The organism is Halomonas sp. AOP25-F1-15, from assembly GCF_052378675.1.
Classification (GTDB): Bacteria; Pseudomonadota; Gammaproteobacteria; order Pseudomonadales; family Halomonadaceae; genus Vreelandella; species Vreelandella casei.
In genome coordinates, this window is record NZ_JBQSXV010000002.1 from 210,150 (window position 1) to 228,912 (window position 18,763).

Here is an 18,763-nt window from a genome sequence, read left to right on the forward strand (position 1 = left end):
AAACGTGCATGATTGTATGTTTTTGTTTGGAAAGTTGGCAAGTTGCTTGTTTCAATTTTAAATCGTTCAAACGTCATTTATTTGCGACTGCATATCACAGGTTAGATAAATCCATGGATATAAGGCGCATTGTGCCCTTCAAGCACAGGGAAGTGGTAACAGGGAAGGCAAAGCTAGGAATGCTTTAAGTACTCAGGGAAGCACGAACAGGACGTTTGTGAAGAAGCATCATGGAAGGTTTAATAAAGCCCCAGCCAAGGAATGGCCGGGGCTTCTTTTTGCGTGCAATCTTAAACCACTTTATTTGCTAAGACGGCATAGGAAGTAGTAATGGCATAATAAAGTAAACAAATAGCGTGATGATAATGGCGCTAACAATATTCATCGCAAAGCCTGCTTTTGCCATCTCCTTAATTGAGATGCGCCCGCTGGAGAAAACGGCAGCATTAGGTGGCGTGGAAATAGGCATCATGAAAGCGCAGGTAGTTGCCAGAGCAACGGCCACCATTAGGCCCAGTGGATTACCTGTCGTAATCGCGGCAGCCATTCCCGCCGTAATAGGCAGTGCCATATTGGCCGTTGCGGTGTTAGAGATAATCTCGGTTAAGAACAGCATCAGCAGCACCATAAAGAGAATTAGCACAAAGTAATTAACGCCGTCTAAGAGCTGCAGCTGCTGGCTGATCCAGCCCGTTAAGTCGCTCGCACTGAAGGCGGCGGCGAGCGTCATGCCGCCGCCCCAAAGTATAAACAGCCCCCACGGCAGGCGTGCCATATCATCCCACACTAACAGGCTACGTTTTTCGCTGTGAGCTGGGATAATAAATAGTGCCACCGCCGCAATAACCGCAATTAATGTATCGTTTAGCGGTAGATCAAAGAAAGGCGCTAACCAACCCCTTAACGCCCATGCGAGTGCGGTAGTGACAAACACTATCAGTACGCGCTTTTCTTCAGGCCCCATGGGGCCAAGTGCTTTCAACTCTTCGGCAACGAAGTTAACTTCTAAGCGAGTGTTGGGCACCTTGGCATAAATATGGGTGAGATAGACGTACAAGATGACGAGCATGATCAGAGTCAGAGGCAGTGCAAACATCATCCAATCTAAAAAGCTAATTTCAACCCCGTCAAAAAATTGCGGAATCATAGCCACCACTATGGCATTGGGCACCGAGCCAATAATCGTAGCCAAGCCACCAATGGAAGCTGAGTAAGCAACAGTGAGTAGCAGCACGCGTGCAAACGCATCGCGCTGCTTACCATCGAACTGGTCACGCTCATCCAGCTCTCCGAGCAGGGCAATGGCTATGGGTAGCATCATCAGCGCCGTGGCGGCATTTGAAATCCACATGGAAAGAAAGGCTGAGGCGATCATTACGCCAAGCACAATGCTGCGTAGGCTATTGCCGATACGGCTAACAATATTCAGTGCAATACGGCGATGTAAGTTCCAACGCTCAATGGCAATGGCCAGTATAAAACCGCCCATATACATATAAATAACCGGGTTTGCGTAGCCGACCACGGTGTCATCTAGTGTCATTACGCCGCTTAGCGGCAAAATAATCATGGGTAAAAACGAGGTGACTGGAATGGGTACGGGTTCAGTTACCCACCACACGGCCATCCAGGCGGTTAGGCCAAGTACCAGGCGCGGTGCAGGGTCGAGCAGTGTGGCGGGCATGAGAATCTGTACCAGTATGCACAGCAGCGGCCCGGCCAGCAGGGGCGTCCAATGGCGCCATCCTTGCGATGAAACTCCCATTTATTAACTCCATTGATAAGCAATAACGTGTAAGTACTGGCTAATTAACGGGAGGGATCCTACCACTTTGGTTTATTGAACGTTGGTTGTAGGAGTGCAACTTTAGTAGTGGTAGAGGGTGCGAGGGAAAGGTTTCGTATTAATAAGGGGGGAGGCGAGTTGAATCAAACATGGCCCGCTAGAAGCTATCTAGCGGGCCATTTTCAAGGGATGTAAAAAAGCACTTAGCGTGGGCGCTGTTTACGCAGGCTTAATCTCTTCGCTTTCATCATCTTCACTGGCAGGCTTATCACTACCCTGATGAGTTAGCGGGCTTGCTTGATCCAAACGCGGGTGGTTATCCAGGAATTCACGCTGTAAATCCGGCAAGGCATCAAGGGCTTGCAGTGTGTGCGTCAGCGCATGAATAGCGGCCAGTACGTCTTGCGTATGACCGGTTTCCGAGATGGTATGCATGTTGCGTATCGGGAAACCAATGGAGGTAGCAGCGCTATCGATAGAGGCCAATACTCCCGCCATGCCATCGGTTCCAGTATCCACACCGACAATGTCACGCTGCAGCGGAATATCATGCTCTTTCGCGGCGCTGGCAATAATACGGTTCAGCTGTTCGCTGGCAATCGAGCCAACGGCCATGGTAAAGCCTTTACCCATTTCTAGCGGCTGCATGCGTTTGTCACCGATACCCGGCGCGCCTACATAGTCGTGGTTAACGTCTACGCCAATTAGTGCATCAGGCTTCATTTCACCGGCCATTACGCGGCTGCCAAAGCGGCCAATTTCTTCATAGCTGGCAATCGCAAACAGTACGCGTACATTTTTCGTGCCGCCGGCTTCGGCGATCAGGCGTGCTACTTCTGCGGCCACAAAACAACCCAGGCCGTTATCTAAGTAGGCGCCATAAAAGGTGTCGGGGCTAAAGCCGGGGCGAATAGGGCGATCAAAAATAATCGAATCGCCTGGGCGCACGCCCAAATTCAAGACCTGCTGCTTCTTATTCTGGCCATGAATCTGCAGATCCAGATAGATCTGTTCTTTCTTAATGCCCTTACTGCCATCGCGCTGTGCAGGGTCGGAGAAATGAATGGCCCCGAGCGCTTCTACCGTACCGCCCTCGATGCTGCGATAGCTGCCGGGTTTTTCCGGGTCTTCGCTAAATAGCTTTACCTCATGGCCGACTAATACGGTCGGCAGGAATGAATCGGTATTGATCCAGATTTTGCCGTCTTCACCAATTGAGCGTACTTGCATGCGAATTTTATCTGCATGGCCGATAATCATGACCTTAAACATGTCGTCACGATCAGGATGGGTGTCCAGAACAACGCCCGCATTGCCCTTGAACTGATGCAGATGCCAGCCTTTAGGCGCAAAACTTTCAAAATGGGGCTTGAGTACGCCGTACGTCATTGCGGCTTCCAGGCCCACTGGGCTTGGCGCGGCAAGAATATCGCGCATTAATTTAAACTGCGCCTCGGGCATCGGTTGCGTCCAGGGTTTTGCCGTATCGCTCATCGTTTTTCGCTCACTCATTAAGGTGGGTGTTTATCGCCTCTAGTCTGCCAGATTCCGGCCCGGCGTGTAGAAAAAGCCGAGGTGAAAGGCAGAGGAGACGCCGCCAGTTCGTGCTCAGCCCGTTAGGCGTCATGACGCGCTGCCTAAAACGCCTTAGTATGTCTATAAGTACATATCTATAAGTGCATGTCTGGTGTGAGTATATGCATTCATAACGACATTCATGCTCATTAACACAACAATAAGCGACGTTGTTTCAGGAGCCGTTCGATGACCGTAGCAACGCTAAGTTCCCGGCGCTTTAAAGTGCTGCTGGCAGGCGTTTGTAGCCAGATATTGTGCATGGGAATAGCGCGCTTTGCCTATACGCCTTTATTGCCGGTGATGCAGCAGCAGAGTTGGATGGGGGATGCTGATGGTGGCTGGCTAGCGGCGATCAACTACGCAGGCTATATGCTCGGGGCCGTGCTGGCAGCGTCCGTGCGTAGTATTTATACCAAGGATACGTTGTACCGAACTGGGCTGGTGCTGGCCGTGCTGACCACCGCGGGTATGGCCTTGACCGACCACTTTTGGCTCTGGGCAGGATTACGCTTTCTATCAGGTCTTTCCACCAGTAGCTCGATGCTATTAGCCTCGGGTCTGATTCTGCATTGGTTGATTCAGCATCGTCAGCGCGGCGAGTTAGGCATTCATTTTGCCGGAGCGGGACTGGGGATTGTAGTGGCCGCCTTAGCGGTGGAATACATGCTGTCACTGTCACTTGGCTGGCGGGCCCAGTGGTGGGGCTTTGGTTTGCTAGGCGCAATACTGTTAGTACCCGCATGGCGTTGGCTACCGCGCCCGGTGAAATCGCTACCTGGTGCAAGCGAAGCAAGTGCGACTCCTGTTATGCCCCCTTCGCGCACGTTTATGCGTTTAATGTTGCCTGCCTATTTCTGTGCAGGGTATGGCTATGTCATCAGCGCCACGTTCATTGTCACGATTGTGGAGCGCGAGCCGCTTCTGGTGGGGGCGGGCAACTGGGCGTTTGCCCTGGTGGGCTTGGCGGCAGCCCCGGCGGTGATGCTTTGGGATTTGATCGCCCGGCGGATTGGCTATTTGGGTGCTTTGATTGTTGCGATGCTGATACAAGCCGTCGGCATCGTGCTGCCCGCTATAACATCAAGCTTAGCCGGCGTACTCCTGAGCGCCGTGCTTTATGGCGGTACCTTCCTAGGCTGTGTCAGCCTTGTGTTGACCATGGCCGGCAGGCTGTATCCATCAAGCCCTGCACGCTTAATGGGCCAGATGACGCTGGCTTATGGCGCGGCACAAATTTGTGCGCCGGCGTTAACTGGCATGCTGGCAGAGGCTTCAGGGCATTATAGCGTTGGACTTTGGTTGGCCGGTGGTTTTGTGATAATTGGCGCGGTGCTGCTGGCCTGGTTGCGCCAAGTGGATCAAACCGCTCAGCGTTTGGATGCCGCGGCCAAAGCCTCCGTGTATGCCTGATGAATGAAATCGATCGCTTGAAGAGGATTGAGAGACCGGTGTTTGCAGTAGATCTGCGTTAAGTCCGGCAGGCTGCTAGAATAGGCGCCTTTTTATGACAGGGTAAATGCGCTAATGACCTCTTCTGGGCAACCTCGCACTCAGTGGCTAGGCCGCTGGGGGTTTATGTTGGCAGCAACCGGCTCGGCGGTTGGGCTAGGCAATATCTGGAAATTCCCTTATATCACCGGGGAATTTGGTGGCGGTGCGTTCGTCTTGGTTTATCTAGCGTGCATCTTTGCCGTTGGTGTGCCGGTAATGATGGCGGAGATTGCCTTTGGGCGCCGCGGGCGCGGCAGCCCCGTGGACGCTATTCGTCGCGTCGTCAATGAGTCTGGCCGCTCCTCTGCGTGGTCATTGATTGGCTGGATGGCGATGCTGTGCGGCTTTATGGTGTTATCGTTTTACGTGGTCGTGGCCGGTTGGTCATTTGCCTATTTGTGGAAGATGCTAACTGGCGGGCTTGCAGCCAGCAGCGTTGATGAGATGGCGGCGGTGTTCGGCGCTAATAATGCGAACCCGCTCAACCTTGGTTTCTGGAGCACCTTTGTCACGCTGATCACGATGCTCATTGTGGGCAAAGGCGTGCAGCGAGGCATTGAAAAAAGCGTCAGTTGGATGATGCCAGGGCTGGTTATCATGCTGGTCGTGCTGATTGGCTTTGGTATGTTTTCCGGTGGCTTTGGCGCGGCGGTGAGCTTTCTATTCTCATTCAATGCCGGCAGCCTCTCTAGTGAGGGCATGTTGGCAGCGCTCGGCCACGCCTTTTTCACACTCTCACTTGCCTCTGGCGCGATTCTGACCTACGGCAGCTACCTGCCTAAAGACGCTTCAATTGGCCGTACCACGGTGAGCGTTGCCGTCGCCGATACGGTTGTTGCCTTGATGGCGGGTCTGGCGATTTTCCCCGTCATTTTTGCCAATGGTATGAATCCTGGTGAAGGCCCAGGGTTGATCTTTATGAGCCTGCCGCTGGCCTTCCAAGCGATGCCTCTGGGCACGCTATTTGGCATCTTATTCTTCTTAATGCTCTCTATGGCGGCGTTGACCTCCGCTATTTCCATGGTTGAAGCCACGGTCTCTTGGCTATGCGATAACAAAGGGTTGTCGCGCCCGGCCGCTGCTTGGCTAACGGGTATCGTGCTGTGGCTGATCAGTACCCTGGCAATGCTGTCGTTTAATCTAGGCGCTGACTGGACGCTGGCGGGAAAAACCTTTTTCGACTGGCTGGACTACCTGACGTCACGCTGGATGATGCCGCTGGGTGGATTGGGCATCGTGGTGCTGGCGGGCTATGTATTAAAAAGCGAGACTTTCCGTGATGAGCTGGGGCTGGCGCCGCTACCCTATGCGCTGTGGCTGACCATGGTGCGCTATGTGAGCCCGCTCGGTATCGTGGTGACTTTCATCGACGCCTTGGGCGTTTATCAGGTTTCGTTTGCCGCGCACTGGCCGTGGCTCCTGGCACTCTTGGTTGCTATGGCGATGCTCGGTGAGATCCTCAGCCCACGGCTACGTCACGCCCTCAAGTCCGTTTAAGCCGTTACGGCACCTCGCCTGATAACAAGCGCTGCTGCTGGGTCTTCACATCCTTCTCTAGCAGCGGCGTTTGACACGTCGCAAAGACTTCTTTTAAAAATCGCTTCCTCGCACCACGGTAGGTGCCGCTGAGCAGTACCGTCTGGGTAAGTGCGCTGAGCAGCGTATGCCGTGACGGGCCCGTTAGCTGCGCGTAGTCGTGGAGCGTCGCTGGCCAATCAACGTCAATAGCCTGCGGTTTGTCGGGCAGGCTGTCTAGCAGACGGGCCAGAAGCAGTACTAAATTCGGATGCGGGTGCTGGTTGCGCATAATGACCTCACCCACCCCTTGTGCCACTAAGCTGCGAATCGGAGCGTCGCTGTCAGCTAGCGTTGCCATTAACTGCTTCACTAGCGCTGGTCCGCGGGCCTGTAAATAGGCTTCTTGAATAATGCGTGCAGCAATCCAGGCGTTCCAAACAGCATACAGGGGCTCTGTTAACACGGGCAGAAAACCGCGCAACGTCAGGCGGCCTAATAAGCGGCGTAGTAGTAAACGAAGCAGGAAGCTGCTTAAGCTGACTTTTAAGCGATAAAGTAGGGCTTTAGCGGTTATTCTCCAGCCACCCAGGTAGGCATGTGGGTCAACGCCATAGATAAGACTGCCCGGGGTTGGGTACTCCAAGGCGGCGCGTGAAACGCCGTGCACCGTCAGTTGGATATCCGGCTCTAGTGGCTCGGTTTGGCCATAGTGCAAGCCTGCCAGGCGCGTAATGCTCGCGACGCCGCGTAGCGCGTTCCAGTACAAAAAGCCAATCTCTAGCGCGGTAATGCTGCCTGCCACGACCATATAGCTGGCCCAGTAGGGAAGCTGCTCGCGAAGACTCAGCGCATTCCAATTGTCGGTGGCAAATTCCCGCATCCACCATTCTGCTCCACCAATCAGCGTGCCAGATATCATTCCGGCAACCGCCGCCCAAGTGATAATCCAGCGTCGTGCGCGTTCCAGCGCCTGCGGATTGGGGGCTGCCAGTGCCGGATGGCGGCGAAAGTAGCCTTGTATATAGCGGTTTGCCCACCGTTGCGCTAGGCCAGGTGCTGGAGCGTACTCTTGATCGGGACGAGAGAGAGGCATTAAGGCAACGTTATTCGGGCAAAGGATGCCCTAGGGTAGCGGTTACGTCCGTGAAGTACACGCATCGATAGCGCCAGGATGAGTGCCTGCCAGCATTAACTCATCCCAGCGCGTAGTGAAGCGCGGGGAGCGATGGGCGCAGCGCAGTTGCCAGGCGGCCGGCGCATTGGTCATGCCAAAACTAATCGTTCCTCGCCCCATTTGCTGATTGATCTGGTCCACCGCTGCCATCAGTAATGGGTGATGATGGTGGGGTGTTGGCCCTAGTAATGACAGCTGGTGTCGCTCGGCATCGACTAAGTCGAGGAGCATTACACCGGCCTTCATAAAGTGGTGGTGAGGGCGGTACATTTGCTCCAGCCCTTGGCGAACCGTATCAAGGATAACGCGGGTATCGTCGCTGGGTGACGGCAGCGCGATTAGCGCTTGCGGGAAGCATTGTGGCTGATCACGACGGTGGCGGTTGGTATTAAGAAATACCATCACGGCGCGGGCTAAACTACGCTGCTCGCGCAGTTTTTCAGCGCTACGTTGGGCGTGTCGGCGTAGAGCATTATGCACCTGCGTAAAGTCGCCTGTCGGTTGGCCAAACGAGCGCGATGTCATAATGCGCTGGCGTGGTAGATCCAATGCGTTCATTGTTAAACATGGCGTTCCGCGTAGCTCAAGCGCCGTGCGCGCGAGCACTACTGAGAAACGCTTACGCAGCTGTTTTTCATCGCTTTCTCTTAATTCCCAGGCGGTCCTCACGCCGCCAATGGCTAAGCGCTCGGCCAGCCGATGCCCAACGCCCCACACGCTGCTTACCGGCGTGCGTTTGAGCAGGGCCTCGGTGGTGTGATCCTGCCCACCGAGTAGGCAAACGCCTTGGTAGTAAGGGTCTTGCTTAGCAACGTGGTTAGCCAGCTTGGCGAGTGTGTGAGTGGGGGCTAGCCCAACGCACACCGGCAGGCCTAAATGACGCCGAATGCGCTGGCGTAGCTTCCGCCCTAGAGCCTCACACTGCTCTGCGGTGAAATCTTCTAAATAGACGAACATTTCATCGATTGAGTAGGGGGCAACGTCCGGGCAGGCATTGCGCAGTAGCTGGGTCAGTCGTGCCGACATATCACCGTACAGTTCGTAGTTAGACGACAGTAGGTGGATGTCGCCACGCTGACGCAGCTCTTCAAGTTTAAACGCCGGCGTCCCCATGGGAATATCCAGCGCTTTAAGCTCGGCCGAGCGGGCGATAATGCACCCATCGTTATTCGACATAACACCGACAGGCCGGCCTTCAAGCTTAGGTTGAAAGATACGCTCGCAGCTGACATAGAAATTATTGCCATCGACTAAGCCAATCATCTTAAGCCCTCATTTCATCGCAAATATTCATGCACGACGGCGCGCACCACGCCCCATAGCTGGCAGTCGGTGCCTTCAAGCGGCAGGGGCGGGTAATGCGGATGGGCAGAGCAAAGGTGCGGTGTGCCTTGATAGAGCGCGTAGCGTTTAATCAATACTTCGCCGTCAAACATCGCCACCAATATATGTCCTAAGCGAGGTTTTACGCCGCGGTCGACAATCAGTAAATCGCTGTCAAAAATACCCCAGCCCTCCATGCTGTCGCCCGCGGCAGTGATATAAAACGTCTCGGTAGGGTTTTTTATCAATCGTGTATTGAGATCTAGCGTGCGTGGTTCGTAATCCTGCGCAGGCGAAGGAAAACCGCTAAAGCCCGCTCGTCCCGTCAACGTTAGATAAGGCTGCGGCTGAGATATTAACGGCAAGGCGGGGGTAAGTGGAGTGTGCTGACCTAGCATTGTCGACACCCTGGCTGATATGGCGCATGTATGAATATACAGTATTCGGTCTTGGCGACGAAAATGCAAGTCAGCAGGGGTGGGGTGGATAGCAACCTAAAGATTCGCGAGCTAAAACGGTGTCTCACAAATACTGCTACCAAGCCTTAAAGATGAATGCTGTTCATTAACAACCTGATGCGGATGCGATGAAAGTCGTGTCAGGCTGCGTTATGATAGCGCCCTCGCTTCTTCCATGATGACTCTTTCTCGTTACGAGGTGCCTGCCGATGTTCAGCCGCGATATGACAATTGCCGGATTTGATGATGTGCTTTTTGATGCCATGCAGAAAGAAGTAGCACGCCAAGAAGCTCACATCGAACTGATTGCTTCTGAAAACTACGCCAGCCCCCGCGTACTGGAAGCGCAAGGCAGCCAGCTAACCAATAAATACGCCGAAGGCTATCCCGGTAAGCGCTACTACGGTGGCTGTGAATTCGTCGATATTGCTGAAAATCTGGCCATTGATTACGCCAAAGAGCTGTTTGGCGCAACCTATGTCAACGTTCAGCCGCATTCTGGCTCCCAGGCCAATAGCGCCGTCTTTTTAGCGCTTGTTAAGCCTGGCGATACTATTTTAGGCATGAGCTTGGATGCAGGTGGCCACCTGACCCATGGCGCCAAGCCAAGCTTTTCGGGCAGGCACTTCAATGCCATTCAGTACGGTTTGAATGAGCAAGGCTTGATCGACTATGACCAAGTGGCCGAGCTTGCTCGCGAGCACAAGCCGAAAATGATCATCGCCGGTTTTTCCGCGTATTCTCAGATCGTTGATTGGGCCAAGTTCCGCGAGATCGCCGATGAAGTGGGCGCTTACCTATTGGTGGATATGGCCCACGTGGCAGGTCTTGTCGCGGCGGGTGTCTATCCAAGCCCTTTGCCTCATGCCCACGTCGTGACGTCTACCACCCATAAAACGCTACGTGGCCCGCGCAGCGGTGTGATTCTCTCGGCGGAAAACGACGCTGATATTGAGAAAAAGCTGCAGTCAGCGGTATTCCCGGGTGGCCAGGGCGGTCCTTTGATGCACGTGATTGCGGCAAAAGCGATCTGCTTCAAAGAAGCCATGGAGCCTGCGTTCAAAACGTATCAACAGCAGGTGGTCAAAAATGCTCAGGCAATGGCCAGTGTATTCATTGACCGCGGCTACGATATCGTTTCTGGCGGCACCGAAGACCACTTATTTCTGCTGTCGCTGATCAAGCAAGGTGTTACCGGTAAAGACGCGGACGCCGCTTTGGGCCGCGCCCACATTACCGTTAATAAAAATGCCGTACCTAACGACCCACAAAGCCCGTTTGTAACCTCAGGTTTGCGTATTGGTACGCCTGCGGTGACCACACGCGGTTTCGATGAGCAAGAGTGCAGCACGTTGGCCGGTTGGATCTGCGACATTCTGGATGTATTAGCCAACGGCGAAGACACCAGCGCTATTGAAGCGCAGGTGTTGGATAAAGTAGCTGGGGTTTGCGCGCGACTGCCTGTTTATAAGTAAACGTCACGTTAGAGCGTATGTGAAAAAAGGCCCTGTTAATTCAGGGCCTTTTGCTTAGATACTTATGGTTCTTCTTGGCGAACAATACTCACTTTTTGTTGCTCTTTGGTCCACTTTCCCGCTGCTTTATCGATGTACTGAAAGTACTCGTTAGTAAAGCTGCCTTGATTGCAGGCATGGCGGTAAGAAACCGTGGGCACCTCTTGTATGTTTAGCAATTGATTGAACACGCCTGGCCCGGTTAGCTCAAATACGTTAGTGAGCTGATTGTCTTTAATATTGTTATTAACCTGATTGATTAATTTTTCGAGATTCGGGTTTTGAGGCTTGCTGGCAATAAAGTAATTACTGAAATCCCCGCGCCGCGTGACGACGTACAACTCCTCCGTATTCCTGGCTAACGTATCGCTTAACGGCCAAATAGCATGGGCATCGATATCTAAATAAACGCCGCCATATTCTTGTAGCACCAGCAGCCGCCAGAAATCAGCCTGTGCAGCACCTATCTGTAATTTCAAATAGTTTTGAGTGATTTCACTGTCATAGTGATCCGCAATAAATAGGTGCCTTGCTTCCGTCACCATAAAACGATATTCAAAACGTGGGGCCATCAGGCGATTAAATAAATAGTTTAGATAGACAGGCAGCGTCACTTTGTCCGTGAAGTTGGTCTGCCAAATAATCCGCGGGATTGCCACTTTCTTGGCGGAGGGCTGAAGCAACGGTGGCGCATAGGCTGGCAGGGTAAAGCGCTTGTTAGGAAAGGCGGCGTGGAAAGGATAGCAAAGCACTTTGGTGATATTGGCGGTCAGTTTGATGACGCGGCTAGCAATAACAATAATATGTTGCTTAACAGTCTGTCGTTGACGACCCATAGGAAACCTTTACATATTTGACGATTGGGATAGATGGCTTTACCAGCCCCCTTTGCCCTCTAACACGCTGCGAGCGTGCTATTTAGATCAAAGGCCTGAAATCACCAATTACGCTGGCCGTTGGCTAGCGCCTGGTGGGAAAGGGCTCACTCTGCGGTCATTTCTTCGATGAGTATGCTAGCGCGCATTTTGCTTTAATGCATCACTTTAGAAAGGTTTAGCCTACACGCAGCGGACAGGGTATTAGCACCACTGTGCATCAGCCACACAGCCGTTGGAAGACAGTAGCGTGCGCCGATTGTTTTATGCGCCTTTTGGGTGCGCTATCAACGCTGCTTTTTGGTGCTGCCATTGGCTTGAGCGCAATGCCACTACACAAGTGATATGTAACTCACTGCGAAACCAGCATTTATCGTTTTTGGCGCATTATTTGCCTTATAAGCTTGGTAATCCAGACACGACGTCTTAACTGTGCGTTAAGACTGAAACGAGGTAGTGCCATGCTTGAAGCCAATCGTCTCTCAGCGCCAATCTTTTCCATAGATCCTGCTTTGCAGCCTCGCTTAGTCGTCACCGACTTAGATGGCTCGCTATTAGACCACCATAGCTATGACTCCAGTCCCGCTGCGCCGTGGCTTGCCCGATTAAAACAGATGGGAGTGCCGGTAATCCCCGTCACCAGTAAAACCCGTGCCGAGCTAATCCCTTTACGCGAAGCGCTGGGTCTTACCGCAACGCCTTTTATTGCTGAAAATGGCGCGGTCATTGGCCTGCCGCCTGGCTGGTGTCATGCACGTTTAGATCGCCCGGGCAGTGGGCGCGACGGTGTGGTGATCAAGCATCCGGGGGTCGATATTGGCTTTATTCGTGCTCGTCTCAAGGTGTGGCGAGAACGGCTAAAATGCCGCTTTACGCGTATGAGTGAGATGAGCGTCTTAGAGGTAGTGAAACTCACCGGGCTTGACGAAGCGCGTGCCCGGGATGCACGTCAGCGAGAAGGCAGCGAGCCACTGTTATGGCAAGACAATGCGGCTGCCTTGGATACCTTCCGCGCTGCCTTGGAAGGCGATGGATTGGCGTTGACTCAAGGCGGACGTTTTTGGCATGTCATGGGACGCACTGCCGATAAAGGTAGCGCGGTGGAGTGGTTAATTAGGCGGTTTACCACCTTAAGAGGGCGTACGCCGCTTTCACTTGGCCTGGGGGACGGGCCCAACGATGTCACGATGCTGGAAGCCGTCGATCAAGCTGTGGTTATTCGTGGCTGTCATGATTTGATCGTTGAGCCCAATAGCCTGTCGTTATATCGCACGCAAGCAGCAGGGCCGGCTGGCTGGGCTGAGGGGGTGGCCCATTTTTGGGGGCGAGACGAACGCCGTTTAGTCGCGGCAACAACATGTGATGCCGTTATTTAACCTACTCAGGAAGGCAAACATATGAGCGACTTTCATCAAAACGGCATTATTACTGATTTTCACAACCTCACTCGACGCCCAGTAGAGGCGTTAGAGCAGGAGCTATGCCAATTTTCACGTCGACGCCCAATGGGATTAATCCTGCCTTCGTTATTTTCGGAATTGGAAGGAACCGCATTGTCGGCGATTGTTGATGAGTTAGTGAAAGTGCCTTATCTCAATGAGATTGTAATCGGCCTGGATCGGGCTGATCGTGAGCAGTTTTTACATGCCAAGGAGTTTTTCTCTCGCCTGCCTCAACATACGCGTATTTTGTGGAATGATGGCCCACGATTACGTGCCTTGGATGCGGAGCTAGAAGAGCATGGGTTGGGTGCGTTAGAACCAGGCAAAGGGCGCAATGTGTGGTACTGCGCAGGCTATGTATTGGCGTCTGGGCGGTCATCGGTGGTCGGGCTACACGATTGCGATATTTTGACCTACGAGCGGAGTTTGCTGGCGCGTTTAATGTATCCGGTCGCTCATCCGAATTTTAACTATCGTTTTTGTAAAGGCTACTATCCGCGTATTGCAGAGGGGAAATTGAATGGCCGCGTCTCACGGCTATTAGTGACGCCGCTGTTGCGGGCGTTAAAAATCGTCTGTGGGCCGCTGCCTTACCTGGACTATTTGGATAGCTTTCGCTACCCGCTCTCGGGTGAGTTCGCTATGCGTAGTGACGTGTTGGAAGGCATTCGTATACCTGCAGACTGGGGACTGGAAATCGGCGTTTTGTCTGAGTTACAGCGCAACTACTCCCTGCGTCAACTATGCCAAGTGGATATTGCTGATGCCTATGATCACAAGCATCAGCCGATCAGCGAAGATGATCCTGATGGCGGTTTAAATCGCATGAGCCTGGATATTTCAAAAGCGCTTTATCGCAAATTGGCGACCCAGGGCATTACCTTTAGCAGTGAAGACTTTCGTACCCTCAAAGCAACCTATTACCGGTTCGCATTAGATTTAATTGAGGCCTACGATCACGATGCGACGATGAATGGCTTAAGCCTAGATCGGCATACTGAAGAGCAGGCCGTTGAGCTGTTCGCCAGCAATCTACTCGAAGCGGGCAATCTGTTTATGGATAACCCGCGTGAGCGACCTTTTATTCCTAGCTGGAACCGTGTTCAGGCGGCTGTGCCTAGCCTGCTGGCGCGCATGCACGAAGCGGTAGAGCTGGATAATCAGGGGGAAGTATAGTCTCTGGCCAAGTGCCACGCTCATCATGAACGTGGTACTTAAGGCGTTTCGCTGCCCATCATGTCGACCAGCTGTTCATCGTTAGGCAGGCCTTGAATGCGGTCAATGCGAACGGTGCCGTTTTCCGTTTCACGCTGGAAGGCACTGGTTGGCGTTGCGTATAATCCTAGCTCTTCAAACAGCTGATTATTGGCATATACCTGTTCTTCGATATCCCGTGGCTGGGCGCTTGCTTCAACGCTTTGCTGACCACTTTCATGTGCCTTCAGCGTGGCAGCGGGATCGTCGGCACCTAAAATAGCGGCGGCTTTACCCGGGCTGTCAGGGGCTAAAATGCCCACCATGATATGGCGCAACTGCACATCGCCGGCTTCTACCCAGGGGCGAGCGTTTTGCCAGAACTGGCGGCAGTAGGGGCAGTTGGCATCGGTGAAAACGTAAATCACGCGGGGGGCGTTAGTGTCACCGTCTTGAATCCAGTGGCTCTGTGCTAATAACTGCCAAGTTTGTGCTTCTAGCGGTGCGCGTACATGTTCATCCAGCTGCGCATCAGTGAGGTCATTGCCTTCACTATCCATTAGCGTGCCGACAATGACGTGTTCCCCGTCAGGGGTTAAGTAGGCAGCCATTTCCTGGCCCTGCCTCGTCACGCCATAGCCGCGTAAATCGCCCGGCGAATCAAACTGCCCGTGGATCTCGAAGCCTTGGTCAGCGAGAGACTGTATCGGTGCAGGAAGGTCGTCGGCATAGCCAATAGCTGTGCTTCCAAGCCCTGCAAGTAATAACATGCCACTGATGATGGGTTGGTAATGTAAGCGCACGTTTGGTTATATCCTTAGTTGTAGGCTACTAGCCAGCGTACCGCATAAGGAGAAAGAGCGCCCTCAACATTCCAGGGATTATCGAGATCAAGTGCTTGCCAAGTATGCCTACCTAGCGCCTGTATGATGGCATCACCGCCATTTTCTAGCGCAAACGGCGTATCGGTCACGTTATACAGCGCTAGCAGGCGCCGCCCATCCGCAAGCGGGCCACGTTCCACGGCGAGCAGCTCAGGCGCGGATGCCAAGGTTCGCTGTGCGGCAGTAGGGTGAAAGCAGGGCTCTTGGCGGCGCTGACCCAGCAGCCGACTTAAGGCGTGAAAAACATCGTGGGTGGGCGTGGAGGGGCTGTCTAGCAGTAGATCAAGTTCGCTACGCTGCCAGCGGCGACGGTTAATCGAGCGCAAGCGGCCGCTGCGTTCCACGCCTTCTACATCGTTGAGCGTGCCCGTTAGTGTGTGGATATACAGCGCAGGAATCCCTTGTAAGCTCAGCATAATCGCTTGGCTGCATATAAACCGGGCTATCTGCCAAGGGTCAGGGCCACGGCGGGTGCCGCGCATGGCTTCGAACCAGGTAATATTAATCTCATAGGGCGTATCGCTGCCATCAGGATTGCTGCGCATGCTGACAAAGCCACCAAAACGATGCATGAGTTCCAACAGTGCATCACGTTCATGATCAGGCAGTAGCCCTTCCAGCGGACGTACGCCAATGCCGTCGTGGCTAGCGGTAAAGTTCAGGTAAGTGCAGTGATCGGGGAGGATGGGTAGGCTCGTTAGCCATGTTTGCAGCGTATGGGTCTCGCCCCGAGTTAAGGTGTGTAGCAATAACGGCGGTAACGCAAACTGGTAAACCATATGCGCCTCATCGGGCTCGCCTTCGGGGAGTCGTTCCAGCCCGAAATAGCTGATGTTCTCCTGATGAGGAACGTTGGTTTCGGTAACGAGTAGCGTGCCGGGGGCGACGTGATCCACTATGGCCCGTAGTAGGCGCACCACGGTATGCGTTTCTGGCAAATGAATACACGCGGTACCCAGCCGCTTCCATAAGAAGGCCACCGCATCCAAGCGCACAATCCGCGTGCCTTGCTCCAGGTAGAACAGCAAAATACCCACGAATTCTAACAGCACGTCCGGGTTTTCAAAATTCAGATCAAGCTGGTCTTCGGAAAATGTTGCCCACAGATAGCGCGTGCCGCGACGGGTTGATATTGGCACTAGCAGAGGGCTGCTACGGGGGCGCACTACCTGAGACACATCGGTACTGGGATCAACGTCAATAAAGTAGTCGCGGCCGGGCAGGCTACCGCTAAGATAATCTACGCACCACAGCGATTCTCGCGAGACGTGATTGAGCACTAAATCGGCCATCAAATCATAATGGCTGGCGAGCTCGCGAATATGTGACCAGTCGCCCAGGTCAGTATTGACTTCCCGGTAGTGGATGACGGAGAAGCCGTCGTCACTGCTCCACGGGAAAAAAGGCAGTACGTGCACTCCGCTGATACGCTCGCCTAACCGCGCCTGGAGAAAGTCGCTGAGCACGGCCAACGGTGGCAGGTCTTCCTCAATAATAGAGTCGCCATAGCTGATCACCCACTGATCTTTCTCGCTCCAAGATGGTGCATTCTTAGGTTTAATGTCGATGCCCGTAAACGAAAATGGGGCAAGTGACAGGAAGTGGGTAATATGCTGGTTTAAACGACGCTGGACCTCGCAAGCTCTAGGGCCGTAAAGATGGCTGAGGTAGTCGTGGACGGTCTGCTCAAAGGGGGGCATGACGGACTCCTGATAAACAATCTGCTACAAACGCTGCAGCTTGTGTGCCAAATCGCTACAATGCGAGGTAGATACCGCGTTTAAACGCTAACTCGTGGGCCCGCTGACACGAGCTGACAATAGGTTGACCGCCATGCATTGCCCTTTTTGTGGTGCAAACGATACTCGAGTGACCGATTCGCGGTTAGTAGCCGATGGCGACCAAGTACGCCGTCGGCGCCAGTGTGCGAGTTGCCAAGAGCGATTTACCACCTACGAAACGGCTGAACTCGTTATGCCGCGGGTAGTGAAATCCGACGGTTCGCGAGAAAGCTTTAATGAGGCCAAACTGCGGGCCGGTATACTGCGTGCGCTAGAGAAGCGTCCGGTCAGCGCAGAAGCCATTGAAGCGGCGGTGGAGCGCATTCGTCAAACCCTGCGCGCGCGGGGTGATCGCGAAGTCAACGCCCGCGATATCGGTGAGTCAGTCATGCTGGCGCTGAAAACGCTGGATCATGTGGCCTATATCCGTTTCGCCTCGGTATACCGTAAGTTTCAAGATTTGGACGAGTTTCGCGCGGAGATTGATCGGTTGTCTCAAGAGCCATCTCAAGAGCCATCCTCTAAGCCCAGCGACGGCAGCGAGCCGTTGAAATGAGTGCCGTTTTTAGTCAAGCCGATCACCGCTATATGGCGCGGGCGCTACAGCTGGCAAATAAAGGGCTTTACACGACCGATCCTAATCCGCGGGTTGGCTGTGTGATCGTTAAAGATGAACAGGTCGTTGGCGAAGGTTTTCATCTGCGTGCCGGAGAACCCCACGCGGAAATCCATGCCTTAAACGCCGCAGGTAAACGTGCCCAAGGCGCGACGGCATATGTGACGTTGGAGCCCTGTTCGCACACCGGTCGCACAGGACCCTGCGCCCAGGCGCTCGTGGTGGCCAACGTGGCCCGCGTCGTTGTTGCGATGGTCGATCCCAATCCTCAGGTCAGTGGCCAAGGTCTACAGCGATTAGAAGCGGCAGGCATTGACGTCGCGGTGGGTTTGCTAGAGAGCGAAGCGCGCGCGTTGAATCCTGGTTTTATTGCCCGAATGACAGCTCAGCGGCCCTTTGTGCGCTTGAAGATGGCGATGAGTTTAGATGGCCGTACGGCGATGGGGTCAGGGGAGTCGCAGTGGATTACCGGGCCAGAGGCGCGCTGCCAAGTGCAGCGACTGCGCGCGCGGTCTAGCGCGATATTGAGTGGCGTTGAGTCGATGATTATGGACGACCCGCGACTTACGCTTCGCGCTGAACAGCTCCAGCTCGATAATGCTGACGACGTGGTTCGTCGGCAGCCTCTACGGGTTATTTTAGACACTCGACTGCGCTTGCCATTAGCCGCAGCCTGTTTGAACGAACCCGGGCGCACCCTGGTGATCACCACGCCAGAGCACTTGGCTGAAAAGCGCGAACGGCTAACTCAGGCGGGCGCTGAGGTTCACGTATTGCCAGCCGGTAGCGACGGCCGTATCGACCTCGCTTTAATGCTGCAGTGGCTAGCTGAAAATGAACAGATTAATGAACTGCTGGTAGAAACTGGCGCGACGCTCGCGGGGGCCATGCTTGATGCTGAGCTGGTCGACGAGCTGCAGCTGTTTGTGGCGCCGACCCTGTTAGGAGGTGAAGCGCGGCCACTGTTTGCGCTGCCCGGGCTTTCCCGTATGGCCGATCAGCGGCGTTTAACCATTCATGATATGCGGGCGGTGGGGCGCGACTGGCGCATTATCGCTTCCCCTCAGCCGACTAGCGCCAGTGACGATACCAAGGTACCCTGACGCGCGAAATCGCAGCAAACGCGAGC

At 53.9% G+C, this 18,763-nt stretch carries 15 protein-coding genes; 7 read left to right on the plus strand and 8 right to left on the minus strand.

Translation table 11 applies throughout. The annotated features are described in order from the left end of the window. Positions 1 to 307: 307 nt before the first annotated feature. Both ACT3TF_RS04360 and ACT3TF_RS04365 read right to left on the minus strand, forming a co-directional pair. Positions 308 to 1,765 carry an SLC13 family permease gene (locus tag ACT3TF_RS04360; RefSeq protein ID WP_192536154.1) on the minus strand — a complete coding sequence of 486 codons (1,458 nt, stop codon included), beginning with the start codon at positions 1,763 to 1,765 and terminating at the stop codon, positions 308 to 310. 240 nt (positions 1,766 to 2,005) lie between these two features. Then, positions 2,006 to 3,280 carry a M20/M25/M40 family metallo-hydrolase gene (locus tag ACT3TF_RS04365; protein ID WP_444671645.1) on the minus strand — a complete coding sequence of 425 codons (1,275 nt, stop codon included), beginning with the start codon at positions 3,278 to 3,280 and terminating at the stop codon, positions 2,006 to 2,008. A 270-nt stretch (positions 3,281 to 3,550) separates the two neighbouring features. Here ACT3TF_RS04365 and ACT3TF_RS04370 point away from each other — a divergent pair, with 270 nt between their 5' ends. Both ACT3TF_RS04370 and ACT3TF_RS04375 read left to right on the plus strand, forming a co-directional pair. Further along, positions 3,551 to 4,774 carry a YbfB/YjiJ family MFS transporter gene (locus tag ACT3TF_RS04370; protein ID WP_096281320.1) on the plus strand — a complete coding sequence of 408 codons (1,224 nt, stop codon included), beginning with the start codon at positions 3,551 to 3,553 and terminating at the stop codon, positions 4,772 to 4,774. A 114-nt stretch (positions 4,775 to 4,888) separates the two neighbouring features. After that, positions 4,889 to 6,352: a sodium-dependent transporter gene (locus ACT3TF_RS04375; RefSeq protein ID WP_096281318.1), complete on the plus strand. Its 1,464-nt coding sequence runs from the start codon at positions 4,889 to 4,891 to the stop codon at positions 6,350 to 6,352. A 4-nt stretch (positions 6,353 to 6,356) separates the two neighbouring features. Here ACT3TF_RS04375 and ACT3TF_RS04380 read toward each other — a convergent pair whose 3' ends face one another. The 3 genes from ACT3TF_RS04380 to ACT3TF_RS04390 are packed head-to-tail and all read right to left on the minus strand — an operon-like array spanning position 6,357 to position 9,268. Then, entirely contained in the window at positions 6,357 to 7,466 is a 1,110-nt protein-coding gene (locus tag ACT3TF_RS04380; RefSeq protein WP_444671646.1) for an LBF_2804 family protein, read from the minus strand. Positions 7,467 to 7,508: 42 nt separating this feature from the next. Next, the gene (locus ACT3TF_RS04385) at positions 7,509 to 8,810 is read right to left on the minus strand and encodes a Y-family DNA polymerase (protein WP_096281313.1); all 1,302 of its coding nucleotides are present in this window, start codon (positions 8,808 to 8,810) and stop codon (positions 7,509 to 7,511) included. A gap of 14 nt (positions 8,811 to 8,824) precedes the next feature. Then, the gene (locus ACT3TF_RS04390) at positions 8,825 to 9,268 is read right to left on the minus strand and encodes a LexA family protein (RefSeq protein ID WP_096281311.1); all 444 of its coding nucleotides are present in this window, start codon (positions 9,266 to 9,268) and stop codon (positions 8,825 to 8,827) included. A gap of 269 nt (positions 9,269 to 9,537) precedes the next feature. Between ACT3TF_RS04390 and glyA the strand changes: the two genes are divergently transcribed. After that, positions 9,538 to 10,803, plus strand: a complete 1,266-nt coding sequence (gene glyA / locus ACT3TF_RS04395) for a serine hydroxymethyltransferase (RefSeq protein ID WP_444671647.1) — start codon at positions 9,538 to 9,540, stop codon at positions 10,801 to 10,803. Between the two features lie 62 nt (positions 10,804 to 10,865). On the opposite strand, the gene ACT3TF_RS04400 is transcribed toward glyA, so the two are convergent. Continuing rightward, positions 10,866 to 11,678, minus strand: a complete 813-nt coding sequence (locus ACT3TF_RS04400; RefSeq protein ID WP_441685093.1) for a glycosyltransferase family 32 protein — start codon at positions 11,676 to 11,678, stop codon at positions 10,866 to 10,868. Between the two features lie 500 nt (positions 11,679 to 12,178). On the opposite strand from ACT3TF_RS04400, the gene ACT3TF_RS04405 reads away from it, so the two are divergent. Then, positions 12,179 to 13,093, plus strand: a complete 915-nt coding sequence (locus tag ACT3TF_RS04405) for an HAD-IIB family hydrolase (protein WP_441685091.1) — start codon at positions 12,179 to 12,181, stop codon at positions 13,091 to 13,093. A gap of 21 nt (positions 13,094 to 13,114) precedes the next feature. After that, positions 13,115 to 14,335: a glycosyl transferase gene (locus tag ACT3TF_RS04410; RefSeq protein ID WP_444671648.1), complete on the plus strand. Its 1,221-nt coding sequence runs from the start codon at positions 13,115 to 13,117 to the stop codon at positions 14,333 to 14,335. Positions 14,336 to 14,373: 38 nt separating this feature from the next. Here the strand turns inward: ACT3TF_RS04410 and dsbG are convergent, their stop codons facing one another. Continuing rightward, positions 14,374 to 15,123: a thiol:disulfide interchange protein DsbG gene (dsbG, locus tag ACT3TF_RS04415; RefSeq protein ID WP_193062687.1), complete on the minus strand. Its 750-nt coding sequence runs from the start codon at positions 15,121 to 15,123 to the stop codon at positions 14,374 to 14,376. 47 nt (positions 15,124 to 15,170) lie between these two features. Beyond that, positions 15,171 to 16,937 carry a sugar phosphorylase gene (locus tag ACT3TF_RS04420; RefSeq protein WP_441685088.1) on the minus strand — a complete coding sequence of 589 codons (1,767 nt, stop codon included), beginning with the start codon at positions 16,935 to 16,937 and terminating at the stop codon, positions 15,171 to 15,173. 133 nt (positions 16,938 to 17,070) lie between these two features. On the opposite strand from ACT3TF_RS04420, the gene nrdR reads away from it, so the two are divergent. Both nrdR and ribD read left to right on the plus strand, forming a co-directional pair. Next, the gene (gene nrdR, locus ACT3TF_RS04425) at positions 17,071 to 17,574 is read left to right on the plus strand and encodes a transcriptional regulator NrdR (protein ID WP_193062251.1); all 504 of its coding nucleotides are present in this window, start codon (positions 17,071 to 17,073) and stop codon (positions 17,572 to 17,574) included. Next, positions 17,571 to 18,737, plus strand: coding sequence for a bifunctional diaminohydroxyphosphoribosylaminopyrimidine deaminase/5-amino-6-(5-phosphoribosylamino)uracil reductase RibD (ribD, locus tag ACT3TF_RS04430; protein ID WP_444624684.1), 1,167 nt, complete (start codon positions 17,571 to 17,573; stop codon positions 18,735 to 18,737). The genes nrdR and ribD overlap by 4 nt, the downstream gene beginning before the upstream one ends. Positions 18,738 to 18,763 lie beyond the last annotated feature (26 nt).

Excerpts from the sequence above, each read along its gene's own strand:
- ribD (WP_444624684.1), top strand. The coding sequence starts at position 17,571 with ATGAGTGCCGTTTTTAGTCAAGCCGATCACCGCTATATGGCGCGGGCG.
- ACT3TF_RS04420 (WP_441685088.1), bottom strand. The coding sequence starts at position 16,937 with ATGCCCCCCTTTGAGCAGACCGTCCACGACTACCTCAGCCATCTTTAC.
- ACT3TF_RS04410 (WP_444671648.1), top strand. The coding sequence starts at position 13,115 with ATGAGCGACTTTCATCAAAACGGCATTATTACTGATTTTCACAACCTC.
- ACT3TF_RS04400 (WP_441685093.1), bottom strand. The coding sequence starts at position 11,678 with ATGGGTCGTCAACGACAGACTGTTAAGCAACATATTATTGTTATTGCT.
- ACT3TF_RS04385 (WP_096281313.1), bottom strand. The coding sequence starts at position 8,810 with ATGATTGGCTTAGTCGATGGCAATAATTTCTATGTCAGCTGCGAGCGT.
- dsbG (WP_193062687.1), bottom strand. The coding sequence starts at position 15,123 with ATGTTATTACTTGCAGGGCTTGGAAGCACAGCTATTGGCTATGCCGAC.
- ACT3TF_RS04370 (WP_096281320.1), top strand. The coding sequence starts at position 3,551 with ATGACCGTAGCAACGCTAAGTTCCCGGCGCTTTAAAGTGCTGCTGGCA.
- nrdR (WP_193062251.1), top strand. The coding sequence starts at position 17,071 with ATGCATTGCCCTTTTTGTGGTGCAAACGATACTCGAGTGACCGATTCG.
- glyA (WP_444671647.1), top strand. The coding sequence starts at position 9,538 with ATGTTCAGCCGCGATATGACAATTGCCGGATTTGATGATGTGCTTTTT.
- ACT3TF_RS04360 (WP_192536154.1), bottom strand. The coding sequence starts at position 1,765 with ATGGGAGTTTCATCGCAAGGATGGCGCCATTGGACGCCCCTGCTGGCC.
- ACT3TF_RS04375 (WP_096281318.1), top strand. The coding sequence starts at position 4,889 with ATGACCTCTTCTGGGCAACCTCGCACTCAGTGGCTAGGCCGCTGGGGG.
- ACT3TF_RS04390 (WP_096281311.1), bottom strand. The coding sequence starts at position 9,268 with ATGCTAGGTCAGCACACTCCACTTACCCCCGCCTTGCCGTTAATATCT.
- ACT3TF_RS04405 (WP_441685091.1), top strand. The coding sequence starts at position 12,179 with ATGCTTGAAGCCAATCGTCTCTCAGCGCCAATCTTTTCCATAGATCCT.
- ACT3TF_RS04380 (WP_444671646.1), bottom strand. The coding sequence starts at position 7,466 with ATGCCTCTCTCTCGTCCCGATCAAGAGTACGCTCCAGCACCTGGCCTA.
- ACT3TF_RS04365 (WP_444671645.1), bottom strand. The coding sequence starts at position 3,280 with ATGAGCGATACGGCAAAACCCTGGACGCAACCGATGCCCGAGGCGCAG.